We start from the raw sequence: 13795 nt of genomic DNA on the forward strand, positions 1-13795 counted from the left end.
GACAAGATACGGGTATTCTTTGAACCCGCAACAAACGCTACATGAAGGAGTCAATCAAGAAGTGAATGGAGTATTAAGCGGGCAAAACAGAATAAAATATTCCTCCCGAAACGCAGATAATTTACTTTTGCACTGTAATTTTAAAAAAAATAACGTGTTTTGTTATAGAAATACGAATAATTATTGCTTTTTTAATAAAAAAAAACAATATTACTTCCCGTAACACGTCAGACATACCAGTCTGGATGAACGAGCCTCCATCCCCCTCCCGGCTGGAAGCGGTTACGGAAAAAGAAGCTGATTGCAATGAGGTGAGCTGGGAGGAACCCTCGAATAATAAAGGGCAATATTCTCGAAGCTGTTTAGAGAATTTGTCGGTTGAACGATTTGGAACAGCGTAAAGATGTTACCATAAAAATAACCAGGATGATAAATACTATGAACGCACAAGCAGAACAGACTACAAAAAGCGTCGTTGATTATGAAAAGGAAATTGGAGCCCTTCGGACAAGAATCGCTAACCAGGATTTGGAACTGACAAGAGTTTCCACGGCAATCGCAGAAAAGACCAATGCGTTGCGTAATCTTCTTGACCAGATTCATGCTCTTGAAATTGATACTGCAGTGAAAAGATCGATGACCGATTCATGCCTGAGCCTTATTGAAACCGAGACCATTGAAAAGCGTCTGAACATAGAGCTGACCGAGTCTGACTCCGTCTTTTTGTCAAAACTTCAGAAAAAACATGCAAACCTCAACCAGCGTGAGCTGAGAATAAGCCTGCTTGTCAAGCTGAACTACGACACCAAGGAGATTGGACGCTCTGTAGGTATCTCAACCAGAGGAATGGAAAGCATCCGTTACAGAATGCACAAAAAGCTGGGCCTTGGAAAACATCAGTCAATCAAGACCTATCTTTCAGATCTCGCTGTTGCTTTTTAAGCTTTAGCGAACGCTCCGGGTATACAATCAAAAGCCTCTGCTTCGAGAAAAGCAGGGGCTTTTGTGCGTTCTACCTCCCCGTCACCCACCGATAATGCAAAACCCTTTGATGTTGACAAATTCCCTGATACCGTAGCTTGAAAGTTCGCGACCATATCCCGACTCTTTAACGCCACCGAAGGGCAGGCGCGGATCGGATTTTACCATGCCATTGATAAAACAGTTCCCGACATCGAGCTGGTCAGCAATGGCAAGGGCCCGCTCAGTGTTGCCGGAAAAAACGGCTGAACCCAGCCCATAAGGGGTATCGTTGGCAATCATAACCGCTTCCTGATCATCCCGTACCTCAATAAGGGTTGCAACCGGCCCGAAGGTCTCTTCACTATAGACTGCTATCCCTTTGTGCACACCGGAGAGAATGGTGGGCGGGTAAAAAAAGCCTCTGCCGGAAGGTATTTCTCCACCACAAAGCAATCGCGCACCTTGGGCAACGCTCCGTGAGACCTGGTCGTGAAGCTGATCACGAAGATCAGAACGCGCAATCGGCCCCACCTCAACCGCCGGATCGAAGGGGTCGCCCATTACCGCCGACTTCATGCGATGCAGAAGACGGGCTTCAAACTGCTCCATGACGGCGGTATGCACAATAAAGCGCTTGGCCGCAATACAGCTCTGGCCGCTGTTCAGAAGCCGTGCTGCACTGCACTGATCAACCGCAAGGGCAAGATCAGCATCATCAAGCACGATATAAGGATCACTGCCTCCAAGCTCAAGCACGCTTTTTTTCAGGGCACGTCCCGCTTTGGTTGCAACAGCCCGGCCCGCAGCGGTACTTCCCGTCACCGATACCGCTCCAACAGCAGGATGATCAATCATGAAGCCACTCAGACGATCCACATCGTCAAGAGCAATATGCACGGTACGGAAAAGATTTTCAGGAAAACCTGCCTCCCGGAAGAGCTTCTCAATGGCAATGGCCGAACCGGTCACATTGGGAGAGTGTTTGACAATAATGCCGTTACCTGCCATGATGGCTGGCGCTGCAAACCGGAAAACCTGCCAGAAAGGAAAATTCCACGGCATGATGCCAAGAACCAGACCAAACGGCTCAAATTTCACCACTCCCCGTGCCCCGCCATCAAGAATGCTCTCTTCCGGCTTTAAAAAAAGTGAGGCCTGTTCAGCGTAAAAATCGCAGACCCAGGAGCACTTCACCACTTCGGCCACCGCCTGCGCAAGGGGTTTGCCCATTTCACGACTGATCAGCGCTGCATGATGCTCTTTCTGGTCGCGGAGAAGCGCTGCAAGACGCTTCATCAGCAGAGTGCGCTCCTGCATGGAAACCCCTCTCCATGCAAGGAAATCACCATGAGTGCGGTTGATAATCGCTTCAATCTCAGAGGATGACATGGTCTGATATTCGGCAAGCACCTCTTCAGTGGCCGGATTGATGGTTGAAATCATTGGTCAGAATGGTTTATGATGGCAAAAACTATAGATATTCAGGGGAGTTACTGCAAGAGAGTCAACTGTCGCGGTCAATACTCTCGTAAATGGCAAGATAACTCTCATAACGCTCAGGATCAATATGGCCCGACTTGACAGCCTTCTGAATTCCGCACTCCGGCTCTACCGTATGGGTACAGGAAGAGTAGGCGCACTCCGGCATATGAGGAAGAAACTCCTTGAAATAGAATCGCAGATTTTCGCGCGTAATCCCTGAGAGATTGAACTCCCTTATCCCCGGCGTATCGATGATGTAGCCGCCACGGGGAAGGGCAAGCATGATCGCACTGCTTGTGGTATGAAGACCTTTTCCGGTCTTCTCATTCGTTTCACCGGTTCGAAGCAGCTCCTCTCCAAAAATTTGATTGATCAGGGTTGACTTGCCGACCCCCGAGTGACCACTTAAAGCAGAGAGCTTGCCGGCAAGAACCTTGCGGAGCGCTTTCATCCCGCTTTGCTCTTCGGCGCTCGTGTAGAGAATCCGGTAATCAAGGATGCGATAGGGCTCCATCAGCTCCCTGGTCTCCTGCGACTCTTCAAGATCCATCTTGTTGACCACAATAACCGTCTTCAACTGTTCGGATTCAGCAAAGACAAGGTAACGGTCGATAAGACGGGTACTGAGAGGAGGATCAAAGGCAGAGACAACAACAACGAGTTGATCAATATTGGCGGCAATGACCTGTACCTTCTCCTTGCTGCGGTTCCGGCGGAGATCCCTTTTTCGTGTCAGGGCACTCCGCCGACGCTCCACGAGGGTAATAACCGCTTCAAAGAATTCCGTACCCGTTTCCGTCTCCTTCAGCACCACCCGGTCACCAACGGCAACGAGAGAAGAAAAATCATTCTCCGTCTTCGTTCCGGGGAACGTCCGGCACCTGAATACCTTGCCCCCATCGGTAATAACCATATAGGTTGAACCGGTAACTTCAACAACCATCCCTTTCATCACCTCACCAGCCACTCTTTTACGCTCCATGTTCACACTGTACGCTCCCCTTCATTATCAAAAAAATTACCCGATATCAGCCAGAGTAAACCGGTCATGGTATTGACGGACATAACACTCTCGTATCATGACATGCTCCGCACTCCGCAACTGGCCATCCTCTTCAACAATCCTGAATGCCGCCGCACGGGCCGACTGCATGATATCAAAATCCTTGTTGAGATCAGCAACTCTTAATCCACTCAGTGTTCCGGACTGTTCTTTTCCGAGAATATTTCCAGCCCCCCTTATTTTTGCATCAATTTCAGAAATAAGAAAGCCGTCCGTTGTGGACTCCATGGCCGAAAGCCTTTCGCGGGCATCCGCACTCATTTTGGCATAGAGCAGAAAACAGGTTGAACGATGCTCGCCCCGGCCAACCCTTCCCCTGAGCTGATGCAATTGGGCAAGGCCGAAACGTTCGGCATGTTCAATCACCATGACCGTGGCATTCGGCACATCTACACCAACCTCAATCACCGTCGTTCCCACCAGCAGATCAATCTCTCCGCGCCGGAACTGCTCCATCACGCTCTCCTTTTCATCCGGGCTCAGTTGACCATGAATCAACCCAGAACGAAGATCCGCAAAAAGAGTGGAAGAGAGCTCCTGATAACTTTCAACCGCAGCTTTCAGATCCATTTTTTCCGACTCCTCAACAAGAGGGTAGACAATATAACCCTGCCGTCCCTTCGCAATCTCAGCCCGGAGAAAATCATAAACCTTCCCCTTCTCCTCTTCAGAGCGCACAATAGTCCTGACCGGTATCCGCCCGACAGGCATCTGGCGGATAACCGAAACATCAAGATCACCAAAAACACCCATGGTAAGGGTTCTCGGTATCGGTGTCGCCGTCATCAGCAGCACATGCGGGTGTATCGCCTTCTCCTGAAAAGCTTTGCGCTGTAATACCCCGAAGCGGTGCTGTTCATCAATAATAACAAGACCAAGAGTGGCGTAGCTCACCCCCGGCTCAATCATGGCATGAGTGCCCACCGCGATATGCAACTCGCCCGAACCGAGCGCCGCCAGTACCTCCTGACGCTCTTTTTTCCTCTGCCTGCCGGTCACGAGACCAACCTGCAGGCCGAGTGGATTGAACAAGCGCTTCATGACCAGATAGTGCTGCACCGCCAGAATTTCAGTAGGCGCCATAAAAGCTGCCTGCAATCCGTTATCGACAGCAAGAGCCATGGCAAACATGGCCACAATGGTTTTTCCCGAACCAACGTCACCCTGCAACAGGCGATTCATCGGACTCCCGCTTCTGAGATCCCGATAGATCTCGCGAACCGCCGTTTTCTGCGCCTCGGTCAATGCAAAGGGCAGAGTTGCATAGAGCTTTTGGGTGACCTCACCGGAATGGGTGAACTTGACCGCAGCCCGGTTCCGCCTGATTTCACTGTGGCGCAGGGCAAAGAGAAGCTGGGCATAAAACAGTTCCGTCCACTTCATCCGGTAACGGGCCCTTGCGAGCTGTTCATGCGAGGAGGGAAAGTGCATTTCACGATAAGCCTCCGCAAGCGGCAACAGATTGTTATCGGCAAGCATGGAGGAGGTGAGATTTTCCTCTTTACCCGGAGTACACAGCTCAAAAGCACGGGCAATAAGGGTACGCAACGACTTTGAACCAAGACCCGCCTGCTTCATCGCCTCGTTTGTCGGGTAGAGCGGAATAATTTTACCGGTATTGTAGAGTTCAAAATCGCTGCACTCCCCATTGCGAGACTCAATAAGGTCAGGAGTGAGACGATCATAATCGGGATGCTGCATCTGCGCATGATGGCCGAAATAGCTCACCTTTCCATGAACAGCAAGCGAATCTCCCTGAACAACGCTGCGGGAAAAATAGCGAACACCCCTGAACCAGGTCAGTTCAAGCACACCCGTCTGGTCACCAAGCCATGCCTTGAAACGCGCCCGACCGGGAGAGTCTCCGTCAAGCTGCGTTTTGATCACCGTACCAACAACCGTCACCGTCTCACCATCCGCAAGGCTACTGATGCTCTTCATGGCGCTCCGGTCGAGATAACGACGAGGAAAATAATCGAACAGGTCATCAAGGGTCACCATACCGGCCTCCCTGAGAATTGCTCCCTTTTTTGTGCCAACTCCTTTCAGGTAGGCAATTGACGTGGCGCCAGTCATCTTAATGGTTGTAACTCGATTGAAATTCTTGTATATTTGCACCTTTACTATTTTATTGCCGTCCATATCACTTATTGTACGATAAAGTCAACGAAAGTCATGAAACAAGATATTCATCCAAAGTATAAGGAAGTCACCGTCAACTGCGCCAACTGCGGCAACTCCTTCGTCACCCGCTCAACCCGTCCAACCATCAAGGTTGACATCTGCAACAACTGCCACCCCTTCTATACCGGAAAGCAGACCCTTGTCGATACCGCCGGACGCGTCGAACGCTTCAACAAGCGCTTTGCAAAATCAACAGCCGCACAGGCCAGCGCTCAATAAAAGAGGACGCACGTTTCAGCAAACCAACACTAATCCATCGGAACCGCTATGAGTGTCAGGGAGGTCTATCAGAAAATTGAGCCCAGGATGAAAAAAACCATCGAGGCATTTCAGCATGAAATCGCTTCGATCAGAACAGGAAAGGCAACAACCGCACTGCTCGACCGTGTCAAGGTGGAAGCCTATGGCCAGCAAATGCCGCTGAAACAGGTCGGCAACATCAGTGTTCTGGATGTTCACACGCTTATTGTTCAGATCTGGGACAAATCCATGGTATCGGCTACCGAAAGAGCTATCCGCGACGCCAACCTCGGACTCAACCCTGCCGCCGACGGCCAGAATATCAGAGTCAGCATTCCTCCGCTCACCGAAGAGCGCCGGAAAGAGTTTGTCAAACTCACCAAAAAATTTGGAGAGGACTCAAAAGTATCCCTTCGCAACCTTCGCCGCGACATGATTCAGGAGATTGAAAAACTTGAAAAATCGAAAGCAATCAGCGAAGACGACAAGAACAAGGGCAAAAAGGATGCAGACGAAATGCTCCACAAATTTGAAAAACAGCTTACCGAACTGATCGTCCATAAAGAGAAAGAGATCATGGAGGTGTAGGCTTCTGGCGGAAAAGAGTCTTCAGTTCAGCGAAAAGCCGGGTTCATCCCCGGCTTTTTTGCGTTTTTATGGGCGGCTTTTACCACTTGAGCGGGGAAATTTGCCAGAGTTACAGGCATTCAGAAACAGCGAAAGCTATTACGCTACCGCCACCCATGAAATCACGCACTGGACTCGGCACCCGTCATGCCTTGACCGGAGTTTTGACCAAAAGCGTTTTGGGGATTCCGGTTATGCGATGGAAGAGCTTGTTGCCGAAATCGGCGCAGCGTTTCTTTGCCCCGATCTGGAAATTACCTTGGTGCAGCGGGAGGATCATGCTGCCTATATCGCTTCATGGCTGAAGGCATTGAGGAACGACAAGAAGGCGATTTTTACTGCGGCGTCCCATGCACAACGCGCTACGGATTATCTGTACAGTTTGCAGCAGACATAGCGGCCAGATAAAGAATCCCCGCCGCAAGCAGCGGGGTATTGAAGATTTCCTCTGCTAAAACATTGACAACTGATAATCACTGTAGCGCTTCTGATACGTACCGCCCTGCCCTTTGACATACTTGCCTATCATGTCTTCATTTCCATGCTTTCCTACCGTTCCAGCATAATACCCATCCGTCCACATCTCGCCACCCCACAACAGTTTTTTTACTTTGGGACAGCGCCTGAACACTTCTCGAGCAGAAATACTCTTTATCATCGTCACGACTTTCGTGACGATGTACGTTGGCACTGATTGCAAAAAAAAATGCACATGATCTTTATCTGTACCAATTTCCAAGAACTTGATCTGATAACGATTCTCTATCTCTAAACACACATCTTTCAGGACTTCATCCACCTCATCATCAAAAATCACGCGTCTATACTTTGCTGGCAGCACTATGTGATACATCAGAACGGTGACATTATGGCTCTTGTGAATATATTCGCTCAAGCCAACTAATATACATCATGTCACGCCGCAAGCGGCGGGGAATATGACCCGTAGAGATTTAATCTCTCAGTGTTAAATGAAGCTCTTCGCTACGAAATATTATTTTTAAAAATATTAACACCAAAATCGAATGCAAGCCATAGCTTTCCATTGTATGGGTAATTGTTCATTGAGTTTACAAATCCCAACCACCGACTATTCCAAAATTGAGTCTCGGTAAAAATTATGGAATGACTTTCAGTTAAGCGCTTTACGCTGTATCGGAAGGCCTGAAAAGCAAAATTCAGTTGCACAAGGTGACTAATCGATTATTTCGTGACTCTTCGAAAGCTACAGGACAAGAATACTCTTTTTTTCCGCAGAAAACTGGTTATGCAAATCTAAATGGTGCAGTAAATTAAAATCAGCAAAGAGCCTAATTTTCCAACCCCCTTAATACTATCTTATTGTTTCATGGTGTGGTCGCGTTTTGCTTCATAGCATCATCCACATGGGTATAAATTGCATTAAATATATCTCTATTTGCATGAAAATAATTATGTTCAGCTATATATGTGATTAATATATGATTATCATCGTTATTATGATTCCAAATACATTCAAAATGATTGTTATATTCAGTTTTTGTAAATTCATCTGTTATTTTATAAACGCCTGATTTTGAACCTACTTCTCGAATAAAATAATAACCTATCAACACCTCATTACCTTGCCTGTGATATGCAAAATAAGGCATATCACTGTAAAGCATGATAGTTATATTTCCAGTTAATCTGTCAATATTTTTTTTATTATCTATTAGTTTTCCTATTTTATCAGCTATAGCGAAAGAAAATTTTATATCTCTCATCATCTCAAAGTATCGAACTTGTTGACTTTGACCATTCATTGTTTCTTCAGACGTCAATAAATTTATAACAACAGACCTTGGATCAAGAATAAGTATTTTTATAGTAGTTCCTTCTTTTAATTTTTGTAAAATAGCATCTTCTATACCGTTATACTCAGACCGCTTTTTGACATATTTTTCTATGGTATGGAGAACAGATCGTCCAGCAAAAAACAACTCGTCATTTTTTTCATTAATCCATTTTTCATATCCATGATAACCAGAGCGTTGTTGCGCAACAAGCCGCATACCCATTAAATTACAATCTTTCAAACCGTCTAGAATATTCTTCTGTATATATTCAACAGTTTCTTCCACCAATTTTTTTCTTAATACGGTTTCATGTATTAGCTCAAGCGTAGTAACTGAAAATAAAACAATTCCAACCTCTTTAATAATAGCAGTAAACGATTCATCCCATCCCCATACAGCACCTAAAATACTTAGTCCTATAAAAAACAAACCAGATATCAATAATGAATAAGTAATAAGTCCGATTAGGAAATTTCTATTTTTCATTTTTTAGGCCTATTTATAGGTTCATGCGAAAGGTTTTCGTGATTTATTATCTTTTTTTTAAATACTTAAAAAAATGAATTCTTTTGTCTAATTGCCCTTATTTTTTCCGTTTCATGAGCAGATACCTAAATAACAAAACAAAAACTGCATTATTTTTTTATAATTTAACCTAAGCCTTTTTGAGGTAATATATAAAGAGCCATAAAGAACAACAACTTAATCCAAATTGCTTTATTGTTCTTATTGAACGCCTGCTTTCAATCTCTTGCGTAAATTCCTCTAAATAATTTTCTAATCCTTTATGTGTAAAACTCAACGTACATAAAATAATAAAATGAATATAAGTAGATAAATCGCCATTTACTGTATGGTGAAGTATAGAAGATAATATTAGTAACAAAGCAATAAAAAAAATTATTGACATGTCAATTATATTAATATTTTTTTATCTGCATATCATTGGTGTTCAGTTATTGAAAATATAATTCCCAGTAATATATTATAAAATAACGTTTTATAGGTATTTATTGGCGTGATCGACTTCAGAAAATCTCAAATATTTAGACCACAAACAAAAACAAGTAGTGATTAAAGTAAGAAATATAATTCTTGATAAAAAAGGATAATGTCTTGAGACAGATATAGCTACACAATATTTGTTTAATCTAAATACTGATAGCTCAAAGTACTGGTAACTTATTATTATTTAAAGGAATAAAATATTTAACAAACATACACTCACAATTAAATAAATAAAAAATCAATATAAATTGAGGATTAAAACTTCTAATAAGACATAAATAAATTCCATAAATATATATCTTGCTCTTCAAATAGAAAAAATTAATATTTATTTGATTTTCTACACTTTTTGGGATCCGTCTATATGGTTTGTGATTTAATAAATATATATCTTAAAACAAGTTAAGAGTCGCGTATCCCAGCCTAAATTGATCACATCTGTAACTTATTTAATTTAATCGATTTATAACCGGACAGTAGTGTCTGCATATCTTAAAGTGTAAGTATTTTTTATGAGTTTAAATAATGGACATAATGTATCATTTTGTCTAATTTTATATTATTTCCTTTTTTAAGTCCATAGACTCCCGCTTCTGGTAATTCATCCCATTTTGAGTAACGTCCTCCGCCACCTCCACCACCCTCCTCCCACAACCATAAAGGACACCTATATCGCATCATTGTAGTCGGAAATTAAAAATCAACCAATTTCGAAAATTAGCAATCACCCAAGCATCTGCTTCAGATTACGTCATTTTACAAAGATTTCCTACTCTTTTTTTTAAGTGATAGTTGCTTTTTTTTACGATTGGATCTCCTTCCAGCGATTGTTGTTGTTCGAAGATGGTTGTCCGGTGTTCCAGCCAGTAGCTCTTTCCGGTCAGTTTGATGACTTCGTATTTGTAGAGCAGCCGATCAAGCAACGCCGTCGCAAGAACCTCGTCACCAAGCATCTCTGCCCACTCTTTCGGGCTTTTATTGGTCGTAATGATGAATGATTTGTTCATGAAGCTGGTTGACAAGCTGGAACAGGCCGTCTGCAACACTTTTTTCAAGCGGGAACATCATAATGTCTTCGATAACCAGCAGATGCGCACTCAACAATCGCTTGTACTCTCTTGCAGCTGCCACTGTAATCTCTTTGAACCTGATGGTCTGGATGAGAGGTCATCCATGGTGCGGAACAGGGCGTGATAACCGAGTTTCAGTGCTTCATGGCAGAGTCCATCCGCACATGTTGCGTCATGCTTGCGGTTTCGCTTTGGCAGATCAAGGGGCAGACACAAGGCTCATTCAGGACTATCCTGGACACCGGAACATACAGCACACCGTCATTTACACGGCGTCAAAATCCGGCAAGGTTTGAAAAGTTGTGGCGGTAAGAGCCACCGCAGCCCGCTTTTTCTTGATTAACAGTTTTTGATGAGACTGATAAGCAAAGGAGCGCGGTGAATTAAGAGTTGCATTTGCATATGCAAAATGATATGCATATTTTGTGGGGGACGACGGATGAAGTTTGATGGATTCGACTGGGATAGCGGTAATCGCGCTAAATGTCAAAAGCACGGAGTCTCGATTGCTGAAATCGAAAGCCTGTTTTTAGGAACGCCATTAGTGGCACCGGACGTTCTTCATTCGAGCAACGAACAGAGATTCCGTGCTGTAGGGCGGACAATCAAAAAGCGTTATTTGTTTATCGTTTTCACATTGAGGAACAAAGGCGAAACGCTCCTCATCAGGCCGATTAGTGCGCGGTATATGCACACAAAGGAGATAAAAGCTCATGAAAAAGAAATTCCCTGATTTTAAGACTGACGACGAAGCCGAAGCCTTCGTAGAGAGTGCCGACTTGAGCGAGTATGATTTTTCAGGAATGGTGCCAATGCGTTTTGAATTGAAACGCAAGGATACGTCAATAAGTCTCCGTCTACCTGAAGAGTTGCTCAACGAGGTGCGCATGAATGCAAAGCGCCTTGGCATTCCGTATCAACGCTTCATGCGGTTGGCAATTGAACGAGCAGTGAAGCCGAGTAAACACCCGCAGCACACAGACGGTACTACAAAGGATCAACAGTTTTAGAGACTCAATTTCTCTTGCCTTAAGGCAATTAAAGCCGCACGCCCCTAATGCCGTCGATCATGCAAAATAGTCCTTCATCTTCCGGAACACCTCTTTTTTGCCGAGCAGGCCACCGATCATGCCGAGCACGGTTGCGGCTCCGGCAGCGAAGAAGAGTGGGCGGGCGGAGATGTTGTTGGTGTAATAGATTGCCGGTATTCCCCGCTCCTTGGCAAAACTGTCGAGAGAGGTGGTGCCGATCACCAGATCGGGTTCATAATCAATAACCGCCTGCATATCCTCTTCAAGATATTTTCGGTATCGGATTTCAGTACCAAGCATGGTAAGCACCTTGTGCTCCTCCTCACCAAGCGCCATCCGTGCAATGGAGGTTGAGGCATAGGGCACCTCAAGACCAGCCTCAAGCAGAAGACGAACCAGCGGAAGCTCATTGCCTTCATAACCGGCAACAATCACCTTCCCCTTCAACTGGCTGAACTGCGAAAGCACCGCTCGGGTTTTCTCTGCCTCCTCTTCGGCGACAGCCTGAACCGTCACGGGATCAAGATCAAGAGCCTCTCCGATTCGGCGAATCCATTGCGCCGTTGCATTCGCCCCGATCGGGTTTCCTTTGACAATCTTCATCCCCTTCCCTTCAAGCAGCGATACGGTTCTCTCATAAAAGGGATGGAGCACCGCACAAGCCTCAGCCTGACCGGCCTCGATATAGTCTTCAAGCGCCGTGCCGGGCAGCGTTATGACCGACTCGACACCTATTTTCTGGAGAACAGCGCCTATGGTCATGGCATCAACCGGGAAAATCTCGCCGAGCACAACGAGTGATTTGACCTTTTTCGGGCCTTCAAAGCGGGCAAATCGCTTCAGCAACGTCGCCACGGCAACATCCTTTGCCTCCGGATGTGTCCTGATCTGGAAGGCAGGCAAACGCACCAGCAGAACCTCTGCATTGCCAGCCTTCCGGGGAAGCAGCTCCTCGGCAATTCCGGCAGTTTCAGCCACACAGGTACTGACCACAGGAATAAAGCGCACCGCCGGGTCACGGGCAATTTCCTCGATGGTGCGACGCACATCATCAATCATGGTTCCGCCTGAAATCTGCACATTCATCAATTCAGGCGAAATGATCGATTTGCGTGCGGCATAAAAATGCGAAACAAAGGTGAGCCCATAGAGGCACCCCTGATCGGCAACCAGGCAAACCTGAACACCGTCAATTCTTGTCAGTACCCTCAGTCCGCCGAATGCCGGACACATCGACTGGGGATGCAACGTGTTACAACCCTTTTTCTCCATGAAGCACAACCCTTTTTATGACATGTTGGATATAAGCATTGGTGGCATTTTTTTCAGCCATCTGCCCGATACGCTCTACGGCTGCATTGCGGTCTGAAAAAGCGCCTGTAACAAGTCTGTAATATTTTATTCCCTTCTCATATGCTGGCCAGACAAAAACCGTGATGCCTTCTGAACGATAACGCGCCACCTCTTTGCGGATAGTCTCCTCTTTGCGAAAGGTAACCAGAACGATGGTATAACTTTCCTGGGCAAGAACCAGAGAGTCATTTGCCACCTCCCTTCCGGAAGAAGGAGGCGAAACAGAGAGTTCCCGGTGCGGTGCGGTGCTTCTGTGAACAACTGCTGCCAGCTTCTCGCTGTGATCGGCAACTCTTTCTATTCGTACAGGTTGCGGCTCTGCAGACCGGGAAACAATGGTTTTTGGTTTCATGACAGAGAAGACGCCAAACAGCAAAGCGACAAGAACAAAAAGCGAAAGAGGGATGATGTAACGAAGCTTTTTTCCTGTTTTCCCCTCTTTCTTGTCTTGAGTTGGTTCGAGCTGCGGCAGAACCACCTCCTGCAAATCCTGATACTCCCTGTTCAAAAGCTCCTCCAGAGAGCGTTCAGGCACAAAGCTATAGAGTCCCTGCTCAAGAGCAAACCGGCCGATTCCGTTCAGGCGGATCTCTCTCTGCTGCTGAGCCGCACCGGAAAAGAGGGAGGCAAGGGCCCCGGTAAATCGTTCAGCATCTGTCGGATTCATTGAAAGCTTCGTCACCGCCAGACGAACGGTATCATCAGCGCCCGATAGCTGGCGGCTGAAGGTGAGCCTGTCAGAGGGTGGAGTATAAATAATGGCTGATGCTGTATTTTTTTTTTCTGCAGGATGATGCGTCACCGTAAAAGAGCCAAGCCCCTTGAGCGAAAGCTTCCGCACAGCAAGGAGTTCAGCCACCATGGCCGATGAAAAGTCAATCAAAAAAGAGCTGGCAACCTGCCTCTCAACGTCAAGCAACCCTGCAAGCTCTCCTACACAATCATGATTTGTCATAA

General features: G+C 46.0%; 14 protein-coding genes and 2 pseudogenes. 7 read left to right on the top strand and 9 right to left on the bottom strand.

What is annotated here, in order from left to right:
• Positions 1–438 precede the first annotated feature (438 nt).
• Positions 439–942: a helix-turn-helix transcriptional regulator gene (locus PPHA_RS11850; protein WP_012509061.1), complete on the top strand. Its 504-nt coding sequence runs from the start codon at positions 439–441 to the stop codon at positions 940–942.
• An 81-nt stretch (positions 943–1023) separates the two neighbouring features.
• Here the strand turns inward: PPHA_RS11850 and PPHA_RS11855 are convergent, their stop codons facing one another.
• From PPHA_RS11855 to recG, 3 genes are all read right to left on the bottom strand, one after another.
• Complete coding sequence (locus PPHA_RS11855) at positions 1024–2406, bottom strand: NAD-dependent succinate-semialdehyde dehydrogenase (protein WP_012509062.1); 1383 nt, start codon at positions 2404–2406, stop codon at positions 1024–1026.
• A 61-nt stretch (positions 2407–2467) separates the two neighbouring features.
• Positions 2468–3427 carry a ribosome small subunit-dependent GTPase A gene (gene rsgA / locus PPHA_RS11860; RefSeq protein ID WP_012509063.1) on the bottom strand — a complete coding sequence of 320 codons (960 nt, stop codon included), beginning with the start codon at positions 3425–3427 and terminating at the stop codon, positions 2468–2470.
• A 36-nt stretch (positions 3428–3463) separates the two neighbouring features.
• The gene (recG, locus tag PPHA_RS11865; RefSeq protein ID WP_012509064.1) at positions 3464–5584 is read right to left on the bottom strand and encodes an ATP-dependent DNA helicase RecG; all 2121 of its coding nucleotides are present in this window, start codon (positions 5582–5584) and stop codon (positions 3464–3466) included.
• A gap of 99 nt (positions 5585–5683) precedes the next feature.
• Between recG and rpmE the strand changes: the two genes are divergently transcribed.
• The 3 genes and pseudogenes from rpmE to PPHA_RS11880 all read left to right on the top strand — a co-directional run.
• Positions 5684–5911: a 50S ribosomal protein L31 gene (rpmE, locus tag PPHA_RS11870; RefSeq protein ID WP_012509065.1), complete on the top strand. Its 228-nt coding sequence runs from the start codon at positions 5684–5686 to the stop codon at positions 5909–5911.
• Positions 5912–5959: 48 nt separating this feature from the next.
• Positions 5960–6520: a ribosome recycling factor gene (gene frr, locus PPHA_RS11875; RefSeq protein WP_012509066.1), complete on the top strand. Its 561-nt coding sequence runs from the start codon at positions 5960–5962 to the stop codon at positions 6518–6520.
• A 118-nt stretch (positions 6521–6638) separates the two neighbouring features.
• Positions 6639–6956, top strand: a pseudogene (locus tag PPHA_RS11880) (zincin-like metallopeptidase domain-containing protein); the annotation flags it as partial.
• 54 nt (positions 6957–7010) lie between these two features.
• Here the strand turns inward: PPHA_RS11880 and tnpA are convergent.
• The 4 genes from tnpA to PPHA_RS16390 form a co-directional block, all read right to left on the bottom strand.
• Entirely contained in the window at positions 7011–7454 is a 444-nt protein-coding gene (tnpA, locus tag PPHA_RS11885; protein WP_012509068.1) for an IS200/IS605 family transposase, read from the bottom strand.
• A gap of 451 nt (positions 7455–7905) precedes the next feature.
• The gene (locus PPHA_RS11890) at positions 7906–8862 is read right to left on the bottom strand and encodes a hypothetical protein (RefSeq protein ID WP_012509069.1); all 957 of its coding nucleotides are present in this window, start codon (positions 8860–8862) and stop codon (positions 7906–7908) included.
• 1268 nt (positions 8863–10130) lie between these two features.
• A complete protein-coding gene (locus tag PPHA_RS16385) occupies positions 10131–10391 on the bottom strand; it encodes an ATP-binding protein (protein WP_223293912.1) in 261 nt (86 codons plus the stop codon).
• On the bottom strand, positions 10360–10515 hold the full coding sequence (locus PPHA_RS16390) for a hypothetical protein (protein ID WP_223293913.1): 156 nt from the start codon (positions 10513–10515) through the stop codon (positions 10360–10362). Before PPHA_RS16390 ends, PPHA_RS16385 begins: the two co-directional genes overlap by 32 nt.
• A 94-nt stretch (positions 10516–10609) precedes the next feature.
• Here PPHA_RS16390 and PPHA_RS16865 point away from each other — a divergent pair.
• The 3 genes and pseudogenes from PPHA_RS16865 to PPHA_RS11905 all read left to right on the top strand — a co-directional run.
• Positions 10610–10766 (top strand): annotated as a pseudogene (locus PPHA_RS16865) (tyrosine-type recombinase/integrase); the annotation flags it as partial.
• 127 nt (positions 10767–10893) lie between these two features.
• A complete protein-coding gene (locus PPHA_RS11900) occupies positions 10894–11187 on the top strand; it encodes a BrnT family toxin (RefSeq protein ID WP_012509071.1) in 294 nt (97 codons plus the stop codon).
• Complete coding sequence (locus PPHA_RS11905) at positions 11168–11464, top strand: BrnA antitoxin family protein (RefSeq protein ID WP_012509072.1); 297 nt, start codon at positions 11168–11170, stop codon at positions 11462–11464. The genes PPHA_RS11900 and PPHA_RS11905 overlap by 20 nt, the downstream gene beginning before the upstream one ends.
• 57 nt (positions 11465–11521) lie before the next feature.
• Here the strand turns inward: PPHA_RS11905 and bchY are convergent, their stop codons facing one another.
• Together bchY and PPHA_RS11915 are read right to left on the bottom strand one after the other, a co-directional pair.
• Positions 11522–12757 carry a chlorophyllide a reductase subunit Y gene (gene bchY, locus PPHA_RS11910; protein WP_012509073.1) on the bottom strand — a complete coding sequence of 412 codons (1236 nt, stop codon included), beginning with the start codon at positions 12755–12757 and terminating at the stop codon, positions 11522–11524.
• Positions 12738–13793, bottom strand: coding sequence for an SPOR domain-containing protein (locus PPHA_RS11915; protein ID WP_190273997.1), 1056 nt, complete (start codon positions 13791–13793; stop codon positions 12738–12740). Before PPHA_RS11915 ends, bchY begins: the two co-directional genes overlap by 20 nt.
• Positions 13794–13795 lie beyond the last annotated feature (2 nt).

Source organism: Pelodictyon phaeoclathratiforme BU-1, from assembly GCF_000020645.1.
GTDB classification, from domain to species: domain Bacteria; phylum Bacteroidota; class Chlorobiia; order Chlorobiales; family Chlorobiaceae; genus Chlorobium; species Chlorobium phaeoclathratiforme.